Below are 24562 nucleotides of genomic sequence, written 5' to 3' on the forward strand. Positions count from 1 at the left end.
GGCTGCTGCACTACCAGGACCTGATCAAGGTGGGTCTCTCCGGCAACCTCGCCGGACGCGCGCTCGGCGGCGGCGCCCTGGATGGCGGCGGCCGTCTCGCGGGCCCTGGCCACCCGCTGGTCGGCCAGCAGCTCGGCGAGCCCGCCCGCGTACCCCTGGCCCACGGCGCGTACCTTCCACGCGCCCTGGCGGCGGTACACCTCGAGCGCGACGAGCGCGGTCTCGCTCTCCAGGCCGGTGATGGTGAAGCTGGCCAGCTCGTCGCCGCCTTGGGCGACGACGGCGACGAAAGGCGCCGCGGTGGACCCGAACTGAGCCGGGCCGCCGGCGCCCTCGGGGAGGGCGAGCAGCACACTCACCTGGTGGACCTGGTCGGGCACGGCGTCCAGGTCGAAGGCGAAGCGGGGCGCCTCGGCGGCCTTGCGCGGCACCTCCACCCCGGGCAGCACCGGCGCGCCGGGGTGGGCGATCCACTCGTCCCGTACGACGCCCTGCTCGTCGGCGCAGGTCGCGCAGGCCACGACCGGATGGCCGGCCGACACCCGTATCTCCAGGCGGGTGTCGGGCAAGGGGTGGTTCTGCCCCCGGACCAGCTCGGCCGTCATCGCTCTGTCCCCTCAGTGCTGTGCGGTGGTGGTGCTCAGTTCGGTGCGGTGCTGCGCTGTGCCATGGTGCTCAGTGCTGTGCCGCTCTGTGCCTGCAGCCGCGGTCGTGCTCGGCGTCCCCCGGCGGTGGCAAGCGGTGCAGCTCCCGGCGGCCTGGTGCCTCCGGGAGCTGCGCGTACATGCGGTGAGACCGGCCGCTTACAGGTGCGGCAGGATCGACGGCATCAGGTCCTGGAACGTACGGCCGTTCGCCGGGTTGCCGAGGGCCGTCATCTGCCAGCCGGCGCCCGCGCGGTGGACCTTCGCCATGATCTGGGCGGTGTACTGGCCGCCGCCGTCGAGCGTGTAGCGGGCGAGCTCCTGGCCGTTCGTCTCGTCGACGATGCGGCAGAAGGCGTTCTGCACCTCCTGGAACGTCTGGCCGGTGAACGAGTTCACCGTGAAGACGATCTGGTCGATGTGGACCGGCACCCGCTGGAGGTCGACGAGGATCGCCTCGTCGTCGCCGCCCGAGCCCGCGCCGCCGACCAGGTTGTCGCCGGTGTGCTTGACCGAGCCGTCGTCGCTGACGAGGTGGCGGAAGAAGACCACGTCCACCGGCTGCTTGTCCGCGAACAGGACCGCCGAGGCGTCCAGGTCGACTTCACGGGTGCGCGAGCCGAAGAGACCGCGGCGCGGCGCTGCCTGCCAGCCGAGCCCCATCCTCACCGCGGTGAGAGTGCCCCCGTCGCTCTTCTGCAGGCTGATGGCCTGACCCTTGGTCATGTTGACCGTCACGCGCTGTCCCCTTCTCCCTGATTGCTTCCGCCCAAGTGTGCGGTTGCCCAGCACCCTACGCAGTGGCACTGACAACGCATCACAGTTGGCTCGTTTTTGTGTCGGTCTTGAAACACACCAAGCCCGACGGCTCAGGCGATGCCCGCCTCCTTCATCTGCCTGAGCTCCTTCTTCAACTCGCTCACCTCGTCGCGCAGCCGTGCCGCGACCTCGAACTGCAGCTCGGCGGCGGCGGCGCGCATCCGCTCGGTCATCTCCTCGATGATCCCGGCCAGTTCGGCGGCGGGACGGTCGCTGAGCACCTGGCCCGTCTTGCCGCCCTTCCCTGCCTTGGCGCCGAGCGAGGGGACCGGCGCCTTCGCGCCCTTGCCCGGCTTGTCCGCGTTCGCCTGGCGGTAGCCGGTGCCGAGCAGCTCCTCGGTGTCGACCTCCTCGCGGGCGATGGTCGCGACGATGTCGTTGATCTTCTTCCGGAGCGGCTGCGGGTCGATGCCGCGCTCGGTGTTGTACGCGATCTGCTTCTCCCGGCGGCGATTGGTCTCCTCGATGGCCTTCTCCATCGCCGGGGTGATCTTGTCGGCGTACATATGGACCTGTCCGGAGACGTTGCGCGCCGCGCGGCCGATGGTCTGGATCAGCGAGGTCCCCGAGCGCAGGAAGCCCTCCTTGTCGGCGTCGAGGATCGCCACCAGCGACACCTCGGGGAGGTCGAGGCCCTCGCGCAGCAGGTTGATGCCGACCAGGACGTCGTACTCGCCGGCGCGCAGCTCGCGCAGCAGCTCGATGCGGCGCAGGGTGTCGACGTCGCTGTGCAGATAGCGGACCTGGATGCCGAGCTCGAGGAAGTAGTCGGTGAGGTCCTCGGCCATCTTCTTGGTGAGCGTGGTGACCAGGACCCGCTCGTCCTTCTCGGTGCGCTCGCGGATCTCGTGCACCAGGTCGTCGATCTGGCCCTCCGTGGGCTTGACGACGACCTCCGGGTCGACCAGGCCGGTGGGGCGGATGATCTGCTCGACGAAGCCGTCGCCGCGGGACAGCTCATATTTGCCGGGGGTGGCCGACAGATAGACGGTCTGGCCGATGCGCTGCTGGAACTCCTCCCATTTCAGCGGGCGGTTGTCCAGCGCCGACGGCAGCCGGAAGCCGTGGTCCACCAGCGTCCGCTTGCGGGAGGCGTCGCCCTCGTACATCGCGCCGATCTGCGGGACCGTGACATGCGACTCGTCGATGACGAGGAGGAAGTCCTCGGGGAAGTAGTCGATGAGGGTGTTCGGGGCGGAGCCCGGGGAGCGGTCGTCGAAGTGCATCGAGTAGTTCTCGATGCCGGAGCAGGAGCCGATCTGGCGCATCATCTCGATGTCGTACGTGGTGCGCATGCGCAGCCGCTGCGACTCCAGCAGCTTGCCCTGCTTGTCCAGCTCGGCGAGGCGCTGCTCCAGCTCCGCCTCGATGCCGTTGACCGCCTTCTCCATGCGCTCGGGGCCGGCCACATAGTGGCTGGCGGGGAAGACGTAGAGCGACTGGTCCTCGCTGAGGATCTCGCCCGTCAGCGGGTGGAGGGTGGACAGGGCCTCGATCTCGTCGCCGAACATCTCGATGCGGACGGCGAGCTCCTCGTAGACCGGGAAGATCTCGATGGTGTCGCCGCGGACGCGGAAGGTGCCGCGCGCGAAGGCCACGTCGTTGCGCGTGTACTGGATGTCGACGAAGCGTCGCAGCAGGTCGTCGCGGTCGATCTCGTCGCCGACCTTGAGCTGCACCATGCGGTCGACGTACTCCTGCGGGGTGCCGAGGCCGTAGATGCAGGAGACGGAGGCGACCACGACGACGTCACGCCGGGTGAGCAGGGAGTTCGTCGCGGAGTGGCGCAGCCGCTCGACCTCCTCGTTGATCGAGGAGTCCTTCTCGATATAGGTGTCCGACTGGGGGACGTACGCCTCGGGCTGGTAGTAGTCGTAGTACGAGACGAAGTACTCGACGGCGTTGTTCGGCAGGAGCTCGCGGAACTCGTTCGCCAGCTGAGCGGCCAGCGTCTTGTTCGGCGCCATCACCAGAGTGGGGCGCTGAAGCCTCTCGATCATCCAGGCGGTGGTCGCCGACTTGCCGGTGCCGGTCGCGCCGAGCAGGACGACGTCCTTCTCGCCCGCGCGGACACGCCGGTCCAGGTCGGCGATGGCCGTCGGCTGGTCGCCGCTGGGCTGGTAGGGACTGACGACCTCGAAGGGCGCCACCGTGCGTTCGATCTTGGAAACGGGCCGCATGGAACCACCGTACGACCCCCCACTGACACTCGGGCCCGGATCCCGGCCGAGGGCCCCTGTCACCAGGTCGGCCGAGCGGCCTCCCACCCGTCCGTCGGCCTGGATCCGGCCGTGCGCGGGCCCGAATCCAGCCCCGTGGCGTCGGCCTGGATCCGGCCGTGCGTCGGCCCGAATCCGGCGGTGCGTCGGCTCCAATCCGGCGGTGCGTCGGCTCCAATCCGGCCGTGCGTCGATCCGTCTCGCCGGGCCCGGGGACCCGCGGGTCACCAGTCCGTCGAGCGCGCCGAGTCGCGGCCGAAGGCCTCCCGGTCGGCGCGCTCGCCGTGGGAGTGGTCGCGGCGCAGACCGCCCCGCAGCGCGGAGCCGCGGCGGGGGGCCGGGTCGGCCGCCCAGCTCGCGGGCTGGGCGTACGAGGACGTCGAGCGCTGCGCGGGCACGCCGGGGCGCGCCTCCCGCCGGTCGGCCGGGCGCTGCCAGTCCGGCTCGCCCATCACCAGGAGCGGGTCGAACATGACCACGATCCCGGCGAGCAGGAGGAAGATCACGGGGCCGACCATCAGGGGCGCGAGGAGGGTGGCCGGCGAGTCGCCCGCCGGGGCGGAGCCCGCGCTGTGCAGATGGACGCTGACGGCCGCCATCCCCGTGTAGTGCATGCCGCTCACCGCGACGCCCATCACCAGGCTCGCGCCGAGGCTCGCCATGAAGCCGTGGATCGAGACGGCCGCCCATAGAGCGGAGGTGGCGGCGACGACGGCGATCACGACGGAGAGGGCGACGGTGAGGGTGTCGTACTCCAGGCGTCCCTGGAGGCGCATTCCGGCCATGCCGAGGTAGTGCATGGACGCCACGCCGAGACCGGTGATGGTGCCCCCGGTGACGAGAGCCATAGGCGTCGCGCCGCGGTAGCCGACGATGAAGATGCCGATGCCGACCATGACGATGGCGACGGCGAGGCTGGCGAAGGTGATGGGCCGGTCGTAGGAGATGGGGGCCTCGGCGACGCTGAAGCCCATCATGGCGACGAAGTGCATCGTCCAAATGCCCGAGCCGATGGCGGTCGCGCCGAGTGCGAGCCAGCCTGGCTTGAAGGAGCGCCGGTTGCGGACCGATCTGGTGGTGCAGCGCAGGCCGAGAGCCCCGCCGAGGCAGGCCATGAGGTAGGCCACCACGGGGGTGGTGAGGCCGTAGCTGAAACCGTCCACAGTGCCCTGCATACCGGTACGCCCCTTCGCTCCTCTGTGATCCACACGATCCTGACGGAACGTCTGGCTCGGGGGCGAGAGTATGGCCCTCGCCTATGTAAGCAAACAATTGAACGGAGATTTGTCGACACAGGAATCTGCAGGAGACGTGTTCTGGGTGGTTCCGTTCACGTTGTGGCTATACGGCGCCTGTCCCCCGTTGACCGACGACTGCCACTCTCGACGCCTCCGCCGTCCGACGTGAGGAGTACACGTGTACGCACGCCCCGCCGCCGCCGTCGCGGCCGCCGCCCTGGGATGCACCGCGCTGTTCCTGCCCGGATCCGCCTCGGGGACGCAGGAGACCTCGGCGAGCCGGGAGGCCGCCCGAGCTCACGATGCCACGGCCCGGTCCGCCGCCCCGCTGGTCATCGCCCACCGCGGCGCCTCCGCCTACGCGCCGGAGAACACCCTCGCCGCCGTCGACCTCGCCGACGAGATGGGCTTCGCCTGGGTGGAGAACGACGTCCAGCGCACCAAGGACGGCGAGCTCGTCGTCGTCCACGACGACTCCCTCGCCCGGACCACGGATGTGGAGCAGCGCTTCCCCGACCGCTCGCCCTGGAAGATCAAGGACTTCACGGCGGCGGAGATCGCCACGCTGGACGCGGGCAGCTGGTTCGGCGCCGCGTGGGCGGGCGCCCGGGTGCCGACGCTGAGGCAGTATCTCAACCGCGTCGACGACAACGGCCAGCGGCTGCTGCTGGAGATCAAGAAGCCCGAGGTCTACCCGGGCATCGAGACGGACACCCTGCGGGTGCTGCGGGAGGAGGGCTGGCTCGACCGGCAGCACGTCAGGAGCAGGCTGGTGATCCAGAGCTTCGGCGCGGACTGCGTGCGGGAGGTGCACCGGCAGCGTCCGGACGTCGCCACCGGGTTCCTCGGCACGCCCGCGGTCGCCGATCTGCCGTCGTACGCGGCCTTCGCCGACCAGATCAATCCGACGCACGGCTCGCTCACGGCCCAGTACGTGGCCGCCGTGCACCAGCTGAAGGGCGCGCACGGCAAGCGGCTGCGGGTGAACACCTGGACGGTGAACGACGCGGCGGGCGCGGCGCGGGTGGACGCCTTCGGAGTCGACGGGATCATCACCAACAACCCGGACGTGGTCAGGGACGCGGTGGGCGGGCGCCGCTGAGGTCCGGGGTGCGCTGAGTCTCGGGGTGCGCGGAGTCTGGGGGCGGTGCGCTGGGGCCCGGGGCGCGCGGGGGCACAAGGTGCGCTGAGTCTCGGGGTGGTGCGCGGGGAGCCTCTGGGTGCGCTGGGGTCGCTGGGCGGATCGTGGGACGGGCGTTGTCAGTGGCGGGTCGTACGGTGGTCCGCATGAAGAGCTTCGAGTGGACCGTCGTTGGCTCGGACATCGGGCCGCTGCTCCTCGCCGCCACCGACGAGGGGCTGGTGAGCGTGGTCTTCCACGCCGACCCGGCGGTACGGGACAGGGCGCTCGACAGGCTGGCGGGACGGCTCGGCGCGGAGCCCGCCGAGGATGCGAAGGGCCGGCTGGCCGAGCCGATACGCCAGCTGGAGGCGTACTTCGCGGGCGGGCTGCGGGACTTCGACCTGCCGCTGGACTGGACGCTGTCCTCGGGGTTCAACCGGCAGGTGCTGCGGGAGCTGGCCGACGGCGTGCCCTTCGGAACGGTCGTGGGGTACGGCGACCTGGCGTCCCGCGTCGGCCAGCCCGGCGCGGCGCAGGCAGTGGGCGCGGCGATGGGGTCCAACCCGCTGCCGGTGGTGGTGCCGTGCCATCGGGTCGTGGAGACGGACGGCGGGCTGGGCGGCTTCGGGGGCGGCCTGGAGACCAAGCGGAGACTGCTGGCGCTGGAGGGGGTGCTTCCGGAGCCGCTGTTCTGAGTGTCGTCCCCGGACAGTCGTCCCCGACCGGAGGAAGCAGCGGCGATCGAGTTCCGTACGGGCGTACGCGCTGGCACACTGCGGCAGTGACCATCAGCCCCGATACACCCGACGCTGCTGACATACCCGGCGTGCCCGAGGCGACCGTCGTCGCGGAGGGCGAGCTGGGGGCCCTGCGCCGGCGGGTGACCGCCGTGCTCATCGCCAGTCAGATCCTGGGCGGGCTCGGCGTGGCCGTCGGCATCGCGCTCGCTGCTGTGCTGGCGCAGCAGGTCAGCGGGACCGAGGCGCTGTCCGGGCTCGCGCCGACCGCGACCGTCGCCGGCACGGCGCTGCTCTCCATGCCGCTCGCCGCGCTGATGACGGCCAGGGGACGGCGGCCCGGTCTGGTGCTCGCGTATGTGATCGGGGCCCTGGGCGCGGGCGTCGTGGTGCTGGGGGCCGTCGTCGACAGCTTCCCGATTCTGCTGCTGGGCATGGCCGCATTCGGCGCGGGCTCGTCGGCCAATCTCCAGGCCCGCTTCGCGGCCGCCGACCTCGCCGAGCCCGAGCAGCGCGGCCGGGCCATCTCCAACGTCGTCTGGGCGACCACCATAGGCGCGGTGCTCGGCCCCAACGTCGCCGCGCCGGCGGGCCGCAGCGTCTCCGGGCTCGGGATACCGGCGGCCGCGGGACCGTTCGTCTGGGCGGCGGGCGTCTTCCTCGTCGCCGCGGTGACGGTCTTCGTGCTGCTGCGCCCCGACCCCCTGCTGACGGCCCGCGCGATGTCCCCGGCCGACCGCTCCCCCGAGGGGCGCTCGCTGCGCGCCGGGGTGCGGGCGGTGCGGGAGTCCCCGCTCGCCCAGCTGGCCCTGGTCACCGTCGCCGCCTCGCACACCGCCATGGTGTCGATCATGTCGATGACCCCGGTGGCGCTCAGCCACCACGGCGCGGGCATCGAGCTGATCGGTCTGGTGATCAGCGGCCATATCGCGGGCATGTACGCGTTCTCGCCGGTGATGGGCTGGCTCTCGGACCGCATCGGCCGGCTCTCGGTGATCGGCCTCGCGGTCGGGCTGCTCGCCGTGGCCGCGCTGCTGGCCGGCACCGCGGGCGCGAGCCACGCGCAGACCGCCGCGGGTCTGTTCGTCCTGGGCCTCGGCTGGTCGGCGGGGCTGGTGTCGGGCTCCACGCTGCTCACCGACTCCGTGCCGCAGCCCGCCCGGGCCGCCGTGCAGGGCCTGTCGGACCTGACCATGAACACGGCGGCGGGCATCGGCGGCGCGGCGGCCGGCCTGATCGTCGCGAAGGCGAGCTACGGCTGGCTGAACCTGGTCGGCGCCTGCCTGCTGCTGCCGATGGCGGCGCTTGCGCTGCGCAGGGTCTGGGCGGCCGGAGCGAAAGCCTGAGCCAGCGGCGGGGGGCAGCCGCGGGTCATCGGGAGTCAGAGGCTGATGTGGTACGCCTTGCGCAGCGTCTCGTGAACCGTCCACGTCGTACGGTCCCCTTCGCGCAGCACACACGCGTCGCCGGGTCCGATCTCCAGCGTGTCCCCGCCCTCGACCGCCACGGTCGCCCGGCCGCTGACGACCACGAACAGTTCGTTGGCCTCGGTGTCGGTCACCACGCCCGGGGTGATCTGCCAGATGCCGCGCACCTGCTTGCCGTCCGCGGACTCCCACAGCACCTTGCCCGTCACCACCGGGTCGCCGGAGACGATCTGGTCCGGCTCAAGGGGCTCGGGCTCCAGATCGGCGTCGGGAATGTGCACCACGAAGGAGGCGGGGGCTTGGTCGTTCGTCGTCATGGGCGGTCACCCTAGCGGGAGGTCAGTGGGGGTGGGCGGGCGCGGCGCCTCGCGGAGCGTGGCGAGGACATCGTCGGCGGTCAGCGGATGCGGAAGCGCGTTGTCGGCAGCCGAGAGGGCTTCTGGCTCCCCGGCTCAAGGTCCGTCCTCAAACGCCGGACGGGCTGAAAACCCCGGCGAGCACGTCGCACGAGGCGCCCGCGAAGGGCACGCCCGCATGGGCGGCCGAAGCGGCCCCTGGCACCACAGCTCAAGGTCCGTCCTCAAACGCCGGACGGGCTGAAAACCCCGTACACCCGCGCGGTGAAAGACCGCTGGCCGAGAACCTTCGTCGACGGGCCTCCTCGCTGGTCGGCGGGTTCGCCTTTGGTGGAGCCAATGTTGCTCGTCGGGAAAGGGTTCGGACCCCTGTCCAACCTGGCGTGAACCCCTCAAAATCCGAGGCAGCGCGGCACTTCGTCGAGCTCCCCCCACCTCCCCCCCCACCTCGGACAGGACAGACCGATGTCATCTGTGCTCTCACGCCACCGCCTCCTCCCGTTAGCCGCCGTCACCGGTCTGGTCGCAGCGCTCGCGGCCGGCGCGCCCGCCGCCGCGGCGGAGTCCCCCATCGCCCCCGGCGCCGCGTACAAGGCGGCCCACGACACCCTCGGCCCGCAGAAGCTGACCGCCGAGCAGCGCAGGCTCAGCGCCGCCAAGCAGGCCGCGGCCGAGAGGTCGTACGAGCGTCGCGGCGCCGCCCGCGCGACGTCGCGGGCGGCCGGATACGTGCTCTCCGGCGGCATCCACCAGTCCCAGAAGACCTCCTACTGGTGCGGCCCGGCCACGCTCGTGATCACGCAGTCCGCCCGCACCGAGGCCGCCGGGCTCTCGCAGCAGTCCGCCGCGACGCTCCTGAAGACGAACTCCAGCGGCACCGCCTGGTACGGCATCGACATCAACGTCCCCCAGCCGACCGGCTATCCGATCGCGGACGCGCTCAACTACCGGCTTCCCGGCGCGGGTTATGTGCCCAAGGCCCTTCCGTACACCCCGACGGCCACCGACAAGGCGAACTTCAAGAAGCACATCGTCCACAACACCGACAACGACTTCGCCATCGCGGGCAACGCCTGGGAGGTGCCGGGAGGGCCCCATCTGGTCGGGCATCCCAATATCGAGATCTTCCACTGGGTCTCGATCGACGGCTACAACAGCGACACCGCGGCCGGACAGGTCAACTACCTCGACCCGGTGGGCGGGGTGAGCACCAGCGTCATCTCGTGGGCGGGCAGAGTACCCAAGTCCGCGCGGATCTCGTCCGACACGATCACGACGATCATGGGCGGCCGTGGGTACGTCTGGTAGCTCCGGCGACTGCTCCGGACTCTCGCTTCCGGCAGCGCTGCGTACGACGGTGCTGCGTACGACGGTGTGCGCAGCGCTGCGTACGAGGGTATGCGCGGCGCTGCTGGTCGGCGCCGCGCTCGCCGGATGCTCGTCGGCGACGCCCGCCCCGCCCCCTACCGCCTCCGCTTCCGCGGCGCCTGAGACGCGCCCCGCGCCCTCCGCGCCCGTGCGCGCCGCCTGCGAGGTCCCCCTCCCCGACGCCTGGCGGGCCGCCTTCGCCGCAGGCGAGGTACGGCCGCCCGCCGGCGAACGGGCCGTCCTCACAGAGGTGGGCCCCAAGGCGCGGTGGACGGTCGTGCAGCTCTCCGGCGACCGGCGCCGACGCGCCGCGCTGATCCAGGACGGCGGCGCCCCGCGCACCCTGCTCGCGTTCGCCGACCCCGTCGAGCACCAGTTGCTGAGCGCCGACTTCGACGGCCGGTGGGCGGCGTTCGCAGTGCTCGAGGGGCGCACCCTCGACAGCCCCTGGACGCTGCGCGTCTGGGACGAGCACACCGGCCGTACGCGCGTGCTCGCCCGTTCCGGCGGCCGGCCGGGGCCGCTGCCCCAGCCGGTGGTGCGCGCGGGCACGGTCTTCTGGGCGCAGGGCACGGGCGGCGGAAAGGCCACCGTCTACGCCGCCCCCGCCTCCCCGACCCCGGCCCCCTCGTCCCCTGCCTCGTCCTCCGGCGGCGCCCCGCGCGCCCTGCACACCGGCGTCCTCGACGCGCCCTTCCCCGCAGGCGATCTGCTGGCCTGGCGGGAGGCCGACGCGTCCGGCACGGCGACCCGGCTCTCGGCGGTCTCGTTCGCCACGCTGCGCCCCGCCGCGCTGCCCGCTCCCCTCGCGCGGCTGCGGAACGTCCGCGCGCCGGTCTCGGACGGCCAGACCTGGGCCTGGGTCGCGGGCGAGCAGTCGCCGGCCCTGACGGTGTGGCGGGCGGGGACGGCCGCTCCGAGCGCCAGGGTGTCCGGCTCGCCGGGCGCGGACGGCGTCGACCAGCTGCGGATCAGCGGGGAGTTGATCGCCTGGCGTACGCCGGAGGCCGCGTACGCGCTCGACCTCCGCTCGTCGGCGTACGCCCGCATCACCCCTCAGTACGGGTATGCGCAGGCCAGCGACGGCGCGCTGGCCGTCGCACACAGCAGAGGCGACGCGAAGGCGGCCGGTTCGCGACCGGTGGTCCAGGTGGTGCGGACGGACCGGCTCCCGGGTCTCCCGGGCTGCGGCTGACACCCGGACCGCGTAGGGGCGGCCTGCGATCGGTTTGGGCACGGCCCTGCTGTGCCAGGGATGGGACATGCTGATGACCGAGGAAGTACAGGAGGCGCTCGACGCGCGCCGGCCCGTCGTCGCCCTGGAGTCGACCATCATCGCGCACGGACTGCCGCGTCCGCGCAATCTCGCCGTCGCGGAGGAGCTGGAGGCGCTCGTACGGTCCGGGGGCGCCGTACCCGCCACCGTCGCCGTGCTGGACGGCCGGGCCCATATCGGTCTGGACAAGGACCAGTTGGAGCGGCTGGCGACCGACGAGAGCGTACGCAAGTTCGGGCACCGCGACCTGGCGCCGGCGATGGCGGCGCGGGCGACCGGCGCGACGACGGTGTCCGGCACGGCGTTCCTGGCCGCGCGGGCCGGCATCCGGGTCTTCGCGACCGGCGGGCTCGGCGGCGTGCACCGCGAGTGGACCGAGACGCAGGACGAGTCGGCGGACCTGCTGCTGCTGGCGCGGACTCCGATCACCGTGGTCTGCGCGGGCGTGAAGTCGATCCTGGACGTGCCGGCGACGCTCCAGCGCCTGGAGACGCTGGGCGTGAGCATCCTCGGCTACCGCACCGCCCACTTCCCCGGCTTCTACCTCTCCTCCTCCGGCGAGCCGGTCGACTGGACGGTGCGCACGCCCGAGGACATCGCGCAGGTGATGGAGTCCAAGGCGACGCTGGGCGGGCCGGACTCCGCACTGATCGTCGCGAACCCGGTGCCGGAGGCGGACCAGCTGAATCCGGCGCTGCACGACAGGGTGCTCGGCGAGGCGCTGGACGAGTGCCGGGAGCGGGGCATCGTGGGCCAGGCCGTCACGCCGTTCCTGCTCGACTATCTGATGCGGCAGACGCACGGGGCCTCGCTGGAGGCGAACCTGGCGGCGGTGCGGGGCAATGTGCGGCTGGCGGCGCGCATCGCGGCGGCGCTGTGAGCAAAGCCGGCACGAGCCCAGGGGGCAGTGGTCTCCTGGTCATCGGGGACGTGGTCACCGATGTGGTGGCCCGGCACCGCGCGCCGCTCGCGCACGGCACGGACACGGCGGCCGACATCCGCATCCTGCCGGGCGGAGCAGGGGCCAACGTGGCGTGCTGGGCGGGACGTTGGGGGTGCGGGGACGTACGGCTCATGGCACGGGTGGGGGCCGACGACGCGGCCTGGCACGGGGAGCGGCTGCGCGAGGCGGGCGTCCGGCCTCGTCTCGTACCGGACGCCGACGTTCCGACGGCGACCGTCATAGCCCTGGTCGATGCGACCGCCGAGCGGACGTTCCTCACGGACAGCGGCGCGGTGCTGCGGCTCTGTCCCGACGACTGGTCGCCTGAGCTGCTGGAAGGGGTGACGCATCTCCATCTGTCCGGCTACCTGCTCTTCGCGGAGACGAGCCGCCGGCTCGCCCTGCTGGCGCTGGAGTCGGCGACGGAGCTGGGGATCGGGGTGAGCCTAGACCCGGCGTCGGCGGGCTTCATCGCGGAGCGAGGCGTGGAGCGGATGCGCGCGGCGTACGAGGGCGCGGACGTCCTGTTCCCCAACGTCGACGAGGCCCGTCTGCTGACCGGCCGCTCCGACCCGGCCGACGCGGCGGCCGAGCTGAGCCGCCGCGTGCCGCTGGCCGTGGTCACCCTGGGGGCGCGGGGGGCGCTGGTCGCCGAGGCCGGCGTCGTCACGGCCCGGGTGCCGCCGGTCGCGGCCGAAGCGGTGGACTCGACGGGCGCGGGGGACGCGTTCACGGGCGCGTTCCTCGCGGCCCGGCTGGCGGGGGCGGACGCGGCGAGCGCGGCGGCGGAGGGGTGCCGGGCGGGGGCGGAGGCCGTGACGGTCATCGGGGGACGGCCCTCGGCGGCGGGGTGACGGCACAGACAGCCGAAGGCCGGAGCGGGAGCGGGAGCGGGAACGGGGGGCGACGGCCCAAGGCAGCAGCGTCGGCGGGAACAGGGGCGGCGGTCACGGCGACGGCCCAAGGCAGCAGCGTCGGCGGCGCAGACGGCCGGTCCGGTGCCCCTAGCCGCATGAGGCGGTTCAGCCGAGCCCGCCCCACGCCGGGCGGCGGGGATCGTCCGCGCGGACGACCACGTCAGCGGCCTCCCCCGGCCCCACCTCGTCCTCGTACCGCTGGAAGGCCGGCAGCGTCCACCGTTCGCGCTCCCCCGTACGTCTGAGGAGCGCGGCGGGCGACAGGCGGAGATGCACGGTCAGATCGAACGGGAACCAGTGCCCGAGCAGAAACGGTCCGTGCAGCAACAGCACACCGCCCGGCGGGAGTTCGACGCGCGCGCTGCGGGTCGCCCGGTCGGTCGCCGGATCCCAGAGGTCGGGCAGCACCCGCCCGTCGCCGCCCGCGTCCAGCGGCCCGAAGACCTCCCGCCACAGCGCGCCGGTGTCGAACCAGTCGCCGTAGTACGCGTCGGGGTCCTCGCGCCCGTACTCGTACCGCAGCGAGGCGGGCCGCAGAAACCCCTCGGTCGCGACGGCGAGCCCGCTCCGCCCCCGCAGCCGCAGCGCCTCGGCGAGCCGCTCGGCGAGCTCCCCGGTCCGCGCGGCGGGGGCGCCGTCGATGCCGACGCGCAGCCAGGGTGTGCTGTCCTGGGCCGTGGCCCGAACCTCCATGAGCCGGTCGACCAGGGCCTCGGTCAGCCGCTCCCAGGTGATCGCTTCAAGCTGCATGGGCCCGACCCTGCCATCTGCGGCGGCGTTCGAGCATCCCGTTTCGGGCCCGGGCGCGCCCGTCCCTTCCGCGTCCGCCGGCCCGCACCCGTCCAGGCAGTTCGCCGCCCGCCCGTGCCAGGATGGACGCCGGAGGTGGGGCGGGGTGCTCGACGGGGAAGCGACACAGCCGGCCGGGGCGGCCGAACACGCGGTGCGGCAGGACGAGTTCGACGACACGGGGGCTCTGCGATGAGCGACGCACGCACAGAGGTCCCGGACGTGCCGGACGTCCCTGAAGCGCCGGAGGTCCCGGAAGTCGCCGCCCCCGGCCCGCGCCGCAGCGGGCTGCGCATCGGGGTGCTGTCCACGCTCGCCGTCCTGGGCGGCCTCGGCGTGCTCTGGATCGTCCTCCTCTTCACGACGAACGAGCCCGGCTCGCGCGGCTCCGACGTGAAGGCCGCCGAGACCTTCGCCCATGTCGCGTCGGACCAGTTCCCCGGCCAGATTCGCTTCTACGTCCCCGCCCAGGCGGAGGTCACACGGGCCACGTCCGGCGCCGTCGTCGCCTCGCTGCTGCGCTACGACATCACGGCCACGAGGGACAGCAGCGTCGCGAACTTCATCACGACGTACGACATCGGCGCCTCGGGCAAGGCGGTGGCCTCGCCCACCGGGGCGGTCTTCACCGAGGAGATCGACGGCCGGACGCGCACGGTGCGGGTGGAGTACACGGGCAAAGCAGCCGCGTCCAAGCCGTTCACCGGCGCCGACCCGCTGAGGGACCCGCGCCTGCCCGACACCCCCGCGACGATCGTCGTCACTACAGAGGACTGACCGCCGCCGCGGGGACGGCGCCCGCCCCGAGCGGCAGCACGCCCTCCACCGCGATCCGCCCGCTCCGCACGCCCTCCCCCAGCGTCAGCTCCCCGCTGCTCACCGCCCGGCAGGTCTCGGCGTCCAGGGTGAGGCGCGCGTCGGGCGAGGCGGCTGGGCCGTCGCCGTACGCGGACGCGAGGCCGTCGCCGTGCGCGGGAACGCCCGCCCCGACCCGTACATGGAACACGCCCTCGTCGAGCCGGACCTCGACCACCCGCTCGCCGTCCAGCCCCTCGCCGTCCAGTCGCTCGCCGTCCAGCCCCTCGCCGTGCGGAGCCTCCAGCGCGCGCAGCAGAGGGATCGCGAACCAGTGGGCGCGGACCGCGTCGGTTGGCCGGCGCTCGGCGAGCTCGGGCGCGCCCCACTGGGCGAGCGCGGTGAGTACGGGCAGCAACTGGCTTCCGCGCTCGGTCAGTTCGTAGACGTATGCGGCGGCGGGCGGCGGGAGCCTGCGCCGGGAGGCGAGTCCGTCCCGCTCCATGTCCTTCAGCCGGGAGGCGAGTACGTCCGTGCTGACGCCGGGCAGATCGGCGTGGAGGTCCGTGTAGCGGCGGGGCCCCGCCAGCAGCTCCCGGACGATCAGCAGGGTCCAGCGGTCTCCGACGGCGTCCAGGGCGCGAGCCGCTGCGCAGTACTGGTCATAGCTCCGGCGGCGTGTCTGACGTGGCATACGACGCAGTCTAGACAACTTGTTGGACTTTCCAAGCTCGTACTTGGTAAAACCAAGTACACCGTCGAGTCCTGGGAGGGACACCACCATGGAGTTCCGGCAGTCGAGCAAGCTCAGCGAGGTCTGCTACGAGATCCGGGGCCCGGTGATCGAGCAGGCCAACGCCCTGGAGGAGGCGGGACACAGCGTCCTGCGCCTCAACACCGGCAACCCGGCGCTCTTCGGCTTCGAGGCGCCGGAGGAGATCGTCCAGGACATGATCCGGATGCTCCCGCAGGCCCATGGCTACACCGACTCCCAGGGCATCCTCTCCGCCCGCCGCGCGGTCGCCCAGCGCTACCAGGCCCTCGGCCTCCCCGAGGTCTCCGTCGACGACGTCTTCCTCGGCAACGGCGTCTCCGAGCTCGTCTCGATGGCCGTGCAGGCGCTGCTCGAAGACGGCGACGAAGTCCTCATCCCCGCACCGGACTTCCCGCTCTGGACGGCCGTCACCACGCTCGCCGGCGGCAAGGCGGTCCACTATCTGTGCGACGAGGAGTCCGACTGGTACCCGGACCTCGCCGACATGGCGTCGAAGATCACCGACCGCACGAAGGCCGTCGTGATCATCAACCCCAACAATCCGACGGGCGCGGTCTATCCGCGCGAGGTCGTCGAGGGCATCCTCGATCTCGCCCGCCGCCACCAGCTGATGGTCTTCGCCGACGAGATCTACGACCAGATCGTCTACGACGACGCCGTGCACCACTCGGCCGCCGCTCTCGCCCCCGACCTGGTCGTCCTCACCTTCTCCGGGCTCTCGAAAACCTACCGGGTGGCCGGATTCCGCTCCGGCTGGCTGGTCGTCTCGGGCCCCAGGCAGCACGCGAAGAACTATCTGGAGGGGCTCACCATGCTCGCCTCCATGCGGCTGTGCGCCAACGCCCCGGCTCAGTACGCCATCCAGGCGGCCCTCGGCGGACGCCAGTCCATCCGGGAGCTCGTCGCCCCGGGCGGCAGGCTCAACGACCAGCGCGAGCGCGCCTGGCAGAAGCTCAACGAGATCCCCGGGGTCTCCTGCGTCAAGCCGAAGGGCGCGCTGTACGCGTTCCCGCGGCTGGATCCCAAGGTGCACAAGATCCACGACGACGAGAAGTTCGTACTGGACCTGCTGCTGCGCGAGAAGATCCAGGTCGTCCAGGGCACGGGCTTCAACTGGCCGCGCCCCGACCACTTCCGGATCCTGACCCTCCCTTACGCCGACGACCTCGACGCGGCGATCAGCCGCATCGGCCGCTTCCTGAGCGGCTACCGCCAGTGAGCCGCAAGAGGAGAGCCGGAGGACAGAGCCAGTAGAGGGAACGGGAAAAGGAGCGGGTCCGAGGGCGTAGCCTGCCCCCGGACCCTGTGGATGCCGCTCACATCACACGCCGTCGCAGTAGAGAGCCCGGATCATGCTCATTGCGCCGCGTCCTTCCTTTGGACCACCGCCGATCGAGCTCGGCGGACCGGACTTGAACCGGCACTTCGACGCACCAGGCCCGGGCCCGGTCGCTACGGCGATGAGCGGCGCATGCTGAGTCTGGAGCGAGAGTCTGAGATTGACCGCGATTCCGTCAGCGGAACCGCGCATTCACGACAAGCTTCAGTTTCAGCTTTGCGCTCCTCGCGCACCCCGACCGCGCTCAGGCGGCGGGGAGTCAGTGAGGCTACCCGAAGAGGTAGCCGAAGACGGCGTCGCCCACGCGCTGGTCGACGACCTCCGCGCCGTTCGCCTCCTCACGGGCGAACTTCACGGCCTGCTGGAGCTTCTCGATCCGGTCGAGCAGCTCGTTCACACGCCGGGCGGGCAGCGCGCCGGAGAACTTCACCGTCGTCCAGTAGCCGACCGGCACGTCCTCGTAGTACACCTCGACCTGCGCCGGGTGCTTCTCGGTGGCCTCCGCCTTGACGTGGTTGCGGGGCACCTTCTTCGTACGGAGCGTGCGCACCGCCTCCGTCTTCCACGCGTCGGTCGACGGGTCCTGCGTCCAGGACTCGGAGGCGTCGAGGACGGGCAGCTTGCGGACGAACGCGTTGACGTCCGTCAGCTGCTTCTCCAGGAAGAGGAGGTACGCGACCGGCACATCGCTCACCAGCACCCGCCCGTCGACCGTGACGTCGGCGCGCGCCGAGCAGTTCGCCCAGTCCTTGGTGGCGGTCACATCGAACAGCCGGGTGAGCGTCTTCGCGGTGTCGCGCAGCACGTCCTCGGCCTTGACCTGAACCAGGGTCGACTCGGGCGGCAGCTGCTCGCCCTCCTCGTCCTTCGGCTGGTACGTACGCGACAGTCCCGCGAGCAACGCGGGCTTCTGGAGACCGTGATGAGCCGCCGTCAAGTCCTGTTGCGTCTTGGACTTGACGCCCTTCTCGACTGCGATGATCTGATTGAGCTTCGCCATGGCTGAGAATCTAGCCAGTATGCGCCCGTTTTATCGAACGAATTATCCGCCGACCGCTCGCCTCGGGCGCGCGCTGAGATGACGCCCGACCCTCCGGTGGTGATCCAGCCCCTCAAGAGTCGGACCTGCGCCGAATGCCAGCAGGGGCCGCTGTCCTTCGTCGTCCTCGAGTACCACAGGGCGTACTGCCTGGACTGCGCCGACCTCGGTCATCTCGTCTATCTGCCGCGCGGCGACGCCGCCCTCACCCGCAGGGCCCGCGAGGCGAGTTCGCTGTGGGCGGTCGTCGTCCGCCACAACAAGCGCCGTACGCGGTACGAACGCCAGGGCGTCCTCGTCGAGGAGGACGCCCTGGCCCGGGCGGAGGACGCCTGTCTGGCGGACGCCGACGCCCGCGCGCGGCGGCGGGAGCGGGACGCCGCCCGCCGCGCCGCCGAGGATGTGCGCTTCACCGCCGCGCTCGCCGACGAGATCCTGCGGCTCTTCCCTCGCTGCCCGCCCGGCCGGGCACACGACATCGCGTCGTACACCTCCGTCCGCGGCAGCGGCCGGGTGGGGCGCGCGGCGGCGGGGCGGGCACTGGACGAGGGCGCGGTCACGGCCGCCGTATGGGCCTCCGTACGTCATCTCGACACGGAGTACGACTGCCTGCTCATGCAGGGGATCTCCCGTCGGCAGGCACGGGCCCGGGTCCGGACGGTGATCGAGGGGGTGCTGGCTTCCTGGCGCGCGCGATAGCCGGAAGGGGGCGAACAGGACGCCAGGGGCCAGACGGAAGGGACGGCAGGAACGGAAGGATCACCCGAATGGGCTAGACGGACCGTTCCTGCTGCGGCCGGAAGCGGCGGTAGAGCACGGCGCCGCCGAGCAGCAGCGCGGCGCCCGCGGGCACGGCGTAGGCGATCGAGCCGGATCCGGTCTCGGCCAGTGCCCCGCTCGCCGGCGAGACCACCGCGACGTCCCGCTCCTCGGGCTGGTGCGGCTTCACGGCCTTCGGCGGCGTGGCCGGCTTCACGGGCTTCACAGGCTCCACGGGCTTCGTGGGCTTCTCCGGCACGGGCGGGTGGCCCGGGATGTTGGCGGAGGTGTTGCCGATGGCCGGGTTGAGCAGACCGACGACGTTCACGGAGTTTCCGCTGACGTTGACCGGGAGGTCGACGGGAAGCTGGATGCCGTTGCCGGAGATGACGCCGGGCGAGTTCGTCGTGCCGCCCTCGGCGGAGGCGCCGCCCTCGTTGTGCGCTCCGTGCGAGTCGCCACCGCCCTTGTTGGCGCAGGTGTTTCCGGCCGCCGGGTTGAGCAGACCGACGACGTTGACGGTGTTGCCGCACACGTTGACCGGGACGTTCACCGGAAGCTGCACCGTGTTGCCGGCCAGCAGTCCGGGCGATTCGGCCGCACCGCCGTCCGCGTGAGAGTCCGCCTGCGCGTATCCCGCTGTCAGAGCGAGCGCGCCGCCTGTGAGCATCACAGCGGCTAGACCCTTTCGGTGAACCTGCCTCATGGGTTCCCTGCCTTCAGGAGAAGTTCACGGGCACTCGCCCGCAACCGAGACAACGCTCATCAAGCCATCCGAGTAATGGCAATTGAGGCTTTCACTCCATTGGGTGCGCCCCGTATCGAACTGTCGGCCGTGCCTTCATCCTTGTGGTCCGTGCCGTCATCCCCTTGTGGTCCGTGCCGTCATCCCTCGTAGTCCTGGATCCGGCGGCCCCGGCGGCGCTCGGTCAGCGCGGGCAGCAGCCCGGTCAACTCCTCCACGATCGCGGGCACATCGATCCGCTCGGCGGCCGGCAGCGCCGCGACGGCCGCGGCGGAGGCGACGGCGTCGATCACTCCGCCGCGTACGACGATCGCGGCGTCCTCGACGAAGTCGATCTCCCCGTCGTCGCGGTGCACCAGGGCGGTGCATCCGTGGACGACGAGATCGGCGGCGGGCTCGGCTGCGGCATCGCCGGCGGGGCGGGCGGGGTCGGCCATCGGTGATCCTCCTGTCCTGGCTGCGTCTGGGCTGCGTCCTCGGCGATTGCAGAGTGCCTCGAGCGGGTGGCTTCCGGTCGAAGTCGGCGGTGTCGCGGGCGTGTACGCGATCTGCTTGCCACGGTCGCCGTGGCATGCACAACGACCTAACGACTGAAGGGATCCCCACCCGTGCCGAACGTCAAGCAGCGCACCCTCCTCGCCGTCGCCGGCGCCGCCGTGGCCATGCTGGCCGTGAGCGCCCCCGCCGCCCCCGCGACCACCGCCGCGCTCGACGGCGAGCGGCCGAAAGCGCGCCAGACGGCCGAGGCTCCGCCCGAGACGTACGTCGAGACCAGGCTGTTCTTCGGAACGGAACGGCCGGACGGCGGACCGGATGTGACAGACCGCCAGTTCATGGCGTTCGTCGACCGGAGCGTCACGCCCAGCTTCCCGGCCGGGCTGACGGTCCAGGACGGCCGCGGGCAATGGCGGGACGCCAACGGCACGATCGAGCGGGAGCGTTCGTACGAGCTGATCCTGCTGTACCCGGCGGGCGAGGCGCGCGCGCTCGACAAGAAGATCGAGCGGGTCCGCGATGCGTACAAGAAGGCGTACGGGCAGGAGTCGGTGGCCCGACTGGACGAGCCGACGCTGGCCGATTTCTGACGGCTTCCGGGGGGGGCCGGCCGGGCGGGGCTGCGGAACGGGCAGCTGGATGGCTGGCTGGGCCGGGCTGCGGAACGGGCGGCCGTCCCGCCGCGGGGCAGTCGTCTCGGGAAGGCGTAGAGCCGCTCAGCCGCCCAGAAGTGCGGTGAGCGCCCCCACCGGGTCCGCGTCCGGGGTGCCGCGCGGCCACCAGTCCTCGCGGTCGGCGTCGGACTCATAGCCGTACCAGAGGCCGTCGCGGCCGAAGCGGAGCTGGAGGGAACGGGTGGAGAGGTGGTTGCGCCAGGGCCGGAAGTGCGGGAAGTCCGCGGAGATCAGGGCCGGGCGGGCGCGGTCGAAGGGGCCGGCGGGCGGATCCCACGGCTCCTCCAGCACGGCGAGGGCGGCCAGGCCGCCCTGCCGCCAGGCGGCCACTGCGCGGGCCAGGTCGGTGGGGGTGCGGTGGGTGGCGGCGGCGAGGTCGCGGTAGAGGGCGCGGGTGGAGGCGGTCAGGCCGGAGCCGGGGTGGGCGGCGGCCAGCCGGACCGCGTCCTGCCACTCGGACAGCCCGGCGGTGGGGTCGGCGCCGGTGGTCAGGAGGGTGTGGGCGCGGGCGGCCGCCTCCGTGGCGAGGAGGTCCAGGGCGAGCGGGTCGGGCGCGCCGGCGTCGTGGGGGTAGGCGGGCGGGCGGCCCGGGTGCGCGGGCGCCGGGAACGGGGGCGGGAGCACGGGCAGCGCCCGGGCGGCGAGGGCCTCGCGCGCCGGGACCGTCGCCAGGGGCGCGGCGACGCCGGCCCGCTCGGCGGCCGAGCGGGTCGCGTTGCGATGGGAGAGGTCGGCGAGGATCTCGCGCTCGCCCCGGCCGCGCATCAGGAAGAGCACGAACGGGTCCTCGTCCAGCAGCCGCGCCGTCTGGTAGCAGAGCGCCGCCGCGTGCTTGCAGGGGTAGCCGTCGTCGGGGCAGGAGCAGTCCGGGATCAGGTCGCCCGCCGTCGGCAGCAGGTCCGCGGCGGCCGCCAGCGCGTGCGGCACGTCCTTGTCGAGCAGGGCGGCGATATGGTCGGGGCGGGCAGCGGCTGCGGCCAGGAAGTCGTCCCAGTCGTCGTCCGTGAGGGTGCGCAGACGGATCTCCGTGCGGTACGGGCGGGGTCTGCTGCCGTGGACGTACGCCGTGACGCGGCCGGGCGTGACCGTGATCGCGTCGACGAGGCCGCGGCCCGCGTAGGCACGGCCGCGGGCGAGCCGGGCCGGGTCCAGGGCGGTGTCCTCCAGCGCTTCCACCCATTCGTTGCCCCACCAGCTGGCGGCCGACTCTCCGGTGAGCGGCTCCAGGGCGGGGAACGTGCGCCGGCGGTCGTCGTACGGGTCGGCGCGGCGGGCCGGGCGGCGCGGCGTCATGAGAGCCTCCTCGGTGCCACGAGCGCCATGGGTGTCATGAGCGCCATGGGTGTCACGGGCCTCACGAGCGTGACGGGCGTCAGGGGTGCCGTGGGCGACACGGGTGTCACGAGCGTCATAGGCGTCATGAGGGCCTCCGCAGCGAGACGAGGTCGGCCAGCTCGCGGTCGGTCAGCTCGGTCAGGGCGGCCTCGCCCGAGCCCAGCACCGCGTCCGCCAACGCCCGCTTGGACGCCAGCATCTCGGCGATCCGGTCCTCCACCGTGCCCTCGGCGATCAGCCGGTGGACCTGCACGGGCTGGGTCTGGCCGATGCGGTACGCGCGGTCCGTGGCCTGCTCCTCCACCGCGGGGTTCCACCAGCGGTCGAAGTGGACGACGTGCCCGGCCCTGGTGAGGTTCAGCCCGGTGCCCGCCGCCTTGAGGGAGAGCACGAAGACGGGGACCTCGCCCGACTGGAAGCGGTCCACCATGCGCTCGCGCTCCGCCACCGGCGTGCCGCCGTGCAGCAGTTGGGAGGGGATCGCCCGGGACGCGAGGTGCGCGGTCAGCAGCCGGGCCATGGAGACGTACTGGGTGAAGATCAGGACCGAGCCGTCCTCGGAGAGGATCGTCTCGACCAGCTCGTCGAGGAGGGCGAGCTTGCCGGAGCGGCCGGCCAGTCGCAGGCCGCCCGTCCTCGGCCCGCCACTCGTCCTCAGCCCGCCGCCCGTCCTCGGCCCGCGGTCGCCGCGCCCCGCGCGCTCGCGCGGCTCCGCGGCGTGCTCCTTCAGATACTGCGCGGGGTGGTTGCAGATCTGCTTCAGTGAGGTCAGCAGCTTCATCACCAGACCGCGGCGGGCGATGCCCTGCGCTCCCTCGATCTCCGCCATCGCCTCCCGGACCACCGCCTCGTACAGCGACGCCTGCTCGCGGGTGAGGGCGACCGGATGGTCGGACTCCGTCTTCGGCGGCAGCTCGGGCACGATGCCGGGGTCGGACTTCTTGCGGCGCAGCAGGAAGGGACGGACCAGCCGGGACAGCCGCTCGACCGCGTCGTCGTCCTCGCCGTTCTCCACCAGGCGGGCGTGGCGGGCGCGGAAGGCCTTCAGCGGGCCGAGCAGCCCGGGGGTCGTCCAGTCCAGGAGCGCCCACAGCTCGGAGAGGTTGTTCTCCACGGGGGTGCCGGTCAGGGCGACGCGGGCCGGCGACGGGATGGTGCGCAGCGCCTTGGCGGTCGCGGAGAAGGGATTCTTGACGTGCTGCGCCTCGTCGGCGACGACCATCCCCCAGGTGTGCGCGGCCAGCTTCTCCGCGCTGGTGCGCATCGTGCCGTACGTGGTGAGGACGAAGCCGCCGTCCAGCTCGGGCAGCGTGCGGTCGGCGCCGTGGAAGCGGCGCACCGGCACGCCGGGCGCGAACCGGGTGATCTCCCGCTGCCAGTTGCCCAGCAGCGACGCCGGGCAGACGACCAGCGTGGGGGCGGGGTGGGCGCGGTGCAGATGGAGGGCGATCACCGTGACCGTCTTGCCCAGGCCCATGTCGTCGGCGAGGCAGCCGCCGAGGCCGAGCGAGGTCATCAGGTCCAGCCAGGCCAGCCCCCGCAGTTGGTAGTCCCGCAGGGTGGCGGCGAGGCCCGGTGGGGGCGCCGGGAGGGCGGATACGGCGGTGAGGCGGTCGCGCAGGGTCGCCAGCGTGCCGGTCGGCACCGCCTCCACCGTCTCGCCGTCCACCTCGGCCGTCCCGGTCAGGGCCACGGCCAGCGCGTCGACCGGCTCGAGGAGCCCCAACTCCCGCTTGCGCGCCTTGCGTACGAGATCGGGGTCGACGACGACCCAGCGGTCCCGCAGCCGCACGATGGGGCGGTGCGACTCGGCCAGCACGTCCATCTCGCGATCGGTCAGCGGATCGCCGTCCAGCGCCAGCTGCCAGTTGAACGCGAGCAGCTCGGCGCTGTCGAAGAAGGGGGTGCCGTCCGTCGCCGAGCCGGGAGCGGGCCGCACCACCGCGGCCGCGGTGAGCGAGCGGGCCAGCTCCTTCGGCCAGTGCACGGCCACTCCGGCCGCGTCCAGCCGGGCCGCGCCCGGCCCCAGCAGTTCGTACAGCTCGTCCTCGGTGAGCGGCAGCACGTCGGGCACGTCCCGCTCCAGCAGCCGGGCGAGCGGCGGCCAGACCCGGGCGGCGCGGCGCAGCGCCAGCACCGCGTCGATGCGGGCGCGCGGCCCGAAGTGCTCCTCGCCCTCGCCGGTCCAGAGCCGGGCGGCGTCGACGACGAGGGTCGGGTCGGCGAGGCTGTGCACCTGGACGAGCGCCGCTCCGGCGTTCCGCTCGGCGCCGTCCTCCTCGGCGACGTCGAAGAGCTCGAAGGCGGACAGGTCGAGCCGGAGCGAGACGCGCACGCCTGCGTCCATGCCCGCGGCGGCCTCCGCCGCCCACTCCCGGGCGCCCGGCAGATGCTGCGGGCGCATGGACGCGAACGGCGCTCCCGTGGCGTGCGCGGCGGCGGGCGTGCGCGGCAGGGTGTCGGCGACCGCGTCGAAGAAGGCGCGCACCAGCGCCTCCGGGTCGGGCAGCTGGAGCGGCCGCAGCCCGTCGACGGGCACGGCATGGGCTTCGTACGGCATGGCGGCGGCGATGGCCCGCAGCTGCGCGATGTCGTCGGCGTCCAGCGGGCCGGCGCGCCAGGCGTCGTGGTCGGTCGCGGTCAGTCCGGGCAGCAGCCTGCCGCGGGCCACGAGATGGAGGGCGTGCAGCGCGGCCGCGCCCCAGCAGGCGGCCGCGGGGTGGGCGGCGGCGTGCCCGCGGGCGCGGGCC

Annotated in this window: 22 protein-coding genes and 1 pseudogene; 11 read left to right on the top strand and 12 right to left on the bottom strand. The window is 72.6% G+C overall.

The window, feature by feature from the left end; translation table 11 throughout:
* From AB0M39_RS36015 to AB0M39_RS36030, 4 genes are all read right to left on the bottom strand, one after another.
* The coding region (locus tag AB0M39_RS36015) for a TerD family protein (RefSeq protein ID WP_365371571.1) at positions 1–605 on the bottom strand (605 nt) is incomplete at its 3' end.
* A gap of 198 nt (positions 606–803) precedes the next feature.
* A complete protein-coding gene (locus AB0M39_RS36020) occupies positions 804–1382 on the bottom strand; it encodes a TerD family protein (RefSeq protein WP_266543101.1) in 579 nt (192 codons plus the stop codon).
* Between the two features lie 131 nt (positions 1383–1513).
* Positions 1514–3643, bottom strand: a complete 2130-nt coding sequence (gene uvrB, locus AB0M39_RS36025; RefSeq protein ID WP_365371575.1) for an excinuclease ABC subunit UvrB — start codon at positions 3641–3643, stop codon at positions 1514–1516.
* A gap of 263 nt (positions 3644–3906) precedes the next feature.
* Entirely contained in the window at positions 3907–4857 is a 951-nt protein-coding gene (locus AB0M39_RS36030; protein ID WP_365371578.1) for an MHYT domain-containing protein, read from the bottom strand.
* Between the two features lie 241 nt (positions 4858–5098).
* Between AB0M39_RS36030 and AB0M39_RS36035 the strand changes: the two genes are divergently transcribed.
* The 3 genes from AB0M39_RS36035 to AB0M39_RS36045 all read left to right on the top strand — a co-directional run bounded on the left by AB0M39_RS36035 (position 5099) and on the right by AB0M39_RS36045 (position 8126).
* Positions 5099–6022, top strand: a complete 924-nt coding sequence (locus AB0M39_RS36035; RefSeq protein ID WP_365371580.1) for a glycerophosphodiester phosphodiesterase family protein — start codon at positions 5099–5101, stop codon at positions 6020–6022.
* 185 nt (positions 6023–6207) lie between these two features.
* Positions 6208–6738, top strand: a complete 531-nt coding sequence (locus tag AB0M39_RS36040; protein WP_365371583.1) for a methylated-DNA--[protein]-cysteine S-methyltransferase — start codon at positions 6208–6210, stop codon at positions 6736–6738.
* 131 nt (positions 6739–6869) lie between these two features.
* Positions 6870–8126 (top strand): MFS transporter, encoded by a 1257-nt coding sequence (locus AB0M39_RS36045; protein WP_365371627.1) that lies wholly within the window; start codon positions 6870–6872, stop codon positions 8124–8126.
* Positions 8127–8161: 35 nt separating this feature from the next.
* On the opposite strand, the gene AB0M39_RS36050 is transcribed toward AB0M39_RS36045, so the two are convergent.
* Complete coding sequence (locus tag AB0M39_RS36050) at positions 8162–8524, bottom strand: cupin domain-containing protein (RefSeq protein WP_365371586.1); 363 nt, start codon at positions 8522–8524, stop codon at positions 8162–8164.
* Between the two features lie 504 nt (positions 8525–9028).
* Between AB0M39_RS36050 and AB0M39_RS36055 the strand changes: the two genes are divergently transcribed.
* The 4 genes from AB0M39_RS36055 (at position 9029) to AB0M39_RS36070 (ending at position 13004) form a co-directional block, all read left to right on the top strand.
* Complete coding sequence (locus AB0M39_RS36055) at positions 9029–9871, top strand: hypothetical protein (RefSeq protein ID WP_365371589.1); 843 nt, start codon at positions 9029–9031, stop codon at positions 9869–9871.
* Positions 9855–11126, top strand: a complete 1272-nt coding sequence (locus tag AB0M39_RS36060; RefSeq protein WP_365371592.1) for a hypothetical protein — start codon at positions 9855–9857, stop codon at positions 11124–11126. Before AB0M39_RS36055 ends, AB0M39_RS36060 begins: the two co-directional genes overlap by 17 nt.
* 67 nt (positions 11127–11193) lie before the next feature.
* Entirely contained in the window at positions 11194–12087 is an 894-nt protein-coding gene (locus AB0M39_RS36065) for a pseudouridine-5'-phosphate glycosidase (RefSeq protein ID WP_365371595.1), read from the top strand.
* Entirely contained in the window at positions 12084–13004 is a 921-nt protein-coding gene (locus AB0M39_RS36070) for a sugar kinase (RefSeq protein ID WP_365371598.1), read from the top strand. Before AB0M39_RS36065 ends, AB0M39_RS36070 begins: the two co-directional genes overlap by 4 nt.
* A 168-nt stretch (positions 13005–13172) precedes the next feature.
* Here AB0M39_RS36070 and AB0M39_RS36075 read toward each other — a convergent pair whose 3' ends face one another.
* Complete coding sequence (locus AB0M39_RS36075; protein WP_365371600.1) at positions 13173–13817, bottom strand: uridine kinase; 645 nt, start codon at positions 13815–13817, stop codon at positions 13173–13175.
* Positions 13818–14048: 231 nt separating this feature from the next.
* On the opposite strand from AB0M39_RS36075, the gene AB0M39_RS36080 reads away from it, so the two are divergent.
* Positions 14049–14633, top strand: coding sequence for a hypothetical protein (locus AB0M39_RS36080; protein ID WP_365371603.1), 585 nt, complete (start codon positions 14049–14051; stop codon positions 14631–14633).
* On the opposite strand, the gene AB0M39_RS36085 is transcribed toward AB0M39_RS36080, so the two are convergent.
* Complete coding sequence (locus AB0M39_RS36085; protein ID WP_365371606.1) at positions 14620–15345, bottom strand: winged helix-turn-helix transcriptional regulator; 726 nt, start codon at positions 15343–15345, stop codon at positions 14620–14622. The two genes, AB0M39_RS36080 and AB0M39_RS36085, sit on opposite strands and share 14 nt — an antisense overlap.
* Positions 15346–15433: 88 nt before the next feature.
* On the opposite strand from AB0M39_RS36085, the gene AB0M39_RS36090 reads away from it, so the two are divergent.
* The gene (locus tag AB0M39_RS36090) at positions 15434–16645 is read left to right on the top strand and encodes a pyridoxal phosphate-dependent aminotransferase (protein ID WP_365371609.1); all 1212 of its coding nucleotides are present in this window, start codon (positions 15434–15436) and stop codon (positions 16643–16645) included.
* A gap of 388 nt (positions 16646–17033) precedes the next feature.
* Here AB0M39_RS36090 and AB0M39_RS36095 read toward each other — a convergent pair whose 3' ends face one another.
* Positions 17034–17765, bottom strand: coding sequence for a hypothetical protein (locus AB0M39_RS36095; RefSeq protein WP_365371612.1), 732 nt, complete (start codon positions 17763–17765; stop codon positions 17034–17036).
* Between the two features lie 78 nt (positions 17766–17843).
* Between AB0M39_RS36095 and AB0M39_RS36100 the strand changes: the two genes are divergently transcribed.
* A complete protein-coding gene (locus AB0M39_RS36100; protein ID WP_365371615.1) occupies positions 17844–18503 on the top strand; it encodes a DUF2293 domain-containing protein in 660 nt (219 codons plus the stop codon).
* Positions 18504–18576: 73 nt separating this feature from the next.
* Here AB0M39_RS36100 and AB0M39_RS36105 read toward each other — a convergent pair whose 3' ends face one another.
* The gene (locus AB0M39_RS36105) at positions 18577–19269 is read right to left on the bottom strand and encodes a chaplin family protein (RefSeq protein ID WP_365371618.1); all 693 of its coding nucleotides are present in this window, start codon (positions 19267–19269) and stop codon (positions 18577–18579) included.
* A 269-nt stretch (positions 19270–19538) separates the two neighbouring features.
* Positions 19539–19745, bottom strand: a pseudogene (locus AB0M39_RS36110) (amidohydrolase); the annotation flags it as partial.
* A 225-nt stretch (positions 19746–19970) separates the two neighbouring features.
* On the opposite strand from AB0M39_RS36110, the gene AB0M39_RS36115 reads away from it, so the two are divergent.
* Positions 19971–20393: a DUF3574 domain-containing protein gene (locus AB0M39_RS36115; protein WP_365371629.1), complete on the top strand. Its 423-nt coding sequence runs from the start codon at positions 19971–19973 to the stop codon at positions 20391–20393.
* Between the two features lie 126 nt (positions 20394–20519).
* Here the strand turns inward: AB0M39_RS36115 and AB0M39_RS36120 are convergent, their stop codons facing one another.
* Positions 20520–21770: an SWIM zinc finger family protein gene (locus AB0M39_RS36120; protein ID WP_365371621.1), complete on the bottom strand. Its 1251-nt coding sequence runs from the start codon at positions 21768–21770 to the stop codon at positions 20520–20522.
* A 124-nt stretch (positions 21771–21894) separates the two neighbouring features.
* Positions 21895–24562 (bottom strand): DEAD/DEAH box helicase (locus AB0M39_RS36125; RefSeq protein ID WP_365371624.1); only part of this gene is annotated, 2668 nt, incomplete at its 5' end.

The organism is Streptomyces sp. NPDC051907, assembly GCF_040681075.1.
Lineage (GTDB): Bacteria > Actinomycetota > Actinomycetes > Streptomycetales > Streptomycetaceae > Streptomyces.

What these genes read in the sequence shown, in the direction of transcription:
- AB0M39_RS36090 (WP_365371609.1), top strand. Translation starts at nt 15,434, where the DNA reads ATGGAGTTCCGGCAGTCGAGCAAGCTCAGCGAGGTCTGCTACGAGATC.
- AB0M39_RS36030 (WP_365371578.1), bottom strand. Translation starts at nt 4,857, where the DNA reads ATGCAGGGCACTGTGGACGGTTTCAGCTACGGCCTCACCACCCCCGTG.
- uvrB (WP_365371575.1), bottom strand. Translation starts at nt 3,643, where the DNA reads ATGCGGCCCGTTTCCAAGATCGAACGCACGGTGGCGCCCTTCGAGGTC.
- AB0M39_RS36065 (WP_365371595.1), top strand. Translation starts at nt 11,194, where the DNA reads ATGCTGATGACCGAGGAAGTACAGGAGGCGCTCGACGCGCGCCGGCCC.
- AB0M39_RS36040 (WP_365371583.1), top strand. Translation starts at nt 6,208, where the DNA reads ATGAAGAGCTTCGAGTGGACCGTCGTTGGCTCGGACATCGGGCCGCTG.
- AB0M39_RS36115 (WP_365371629.1), top strand. Translation starts at nt 19,971, where the DNA reads ATGCTGGCCGTGAGCGCCCCCGCCGCCCCCGCGACCACCGCCGCGCTC.
- AB0M39_RS36105 (WP_365371618.1), bottom strand. Translation starts at nt 19,269, where the DNA reads ATGAGGCAGGTTCACCGAAAGGGTCTAGCCGCTGTGATGCTCACAGGC.
- AB0M39_RS36100 (WP_365371615.1), top strand. Translation starts at nt 17,844, where the DNA reads ATGACGCCCGACCCTCCGGTGGTGATCCAGCCCCTCAAGAGTCGGACC.
- AB0M39_RS36095 (WP_365371612.1), bottom strand. Translation starts at nt 17,765, where the DNA reads ATGGCGAAGCTCAATCAGATCATCGCAGTCGAGAAGGGCGTCAAGTCC.
- AB0M39_RS36120 (WP_365371621.1), bottom strand. Translation starts at nt 21,770, where the DNA reads ATGACGCCGCGCCGCCCGGCCCGCCGCGCCGACCCGTACGACGACCGC.
- AB0M39_RS36050 (WP_365371586.1), bottom strand. Translation starts at nt 8,524, where the DNA reads ATGACGACGAACGACCAAGCCCCCGCCTCCTTCGTGGTGCACATTCCC.
- AB0M39_RS36075 (WP_365371600.1), bottom strand. Translation starts at nt 13,817, where the DNA reads ATGCAGCTTGAAGCGATCACCTGGGAGCGGCTGACCGAGGCCCTGGTC.
- AB0M39_RS36055 (WP_365371589.1), top strand. Translation starts at nt 9,029, where the DNA reads ATGTCATCTGTGCTCTCACGCCACCGCCTCCTCCCGTTAGCCGCCGTC.
- AB0M39_RS36085 (WP_365371606.1), bottom strand. Translation starts at nt 15,345, where the DNA reads ATGCCACGTCAGACACGCCGCCGGAGCTATGACCAGTACTGCGCAGCG.
- AB0M39_RS36080 (WP_365371603.1), top strand. Translation starts at nt 14,049, where the DNA reads ATGAGCGACGCACGCACAGAGGTCCCGGACGTGCCGGACGTCCCTGAA.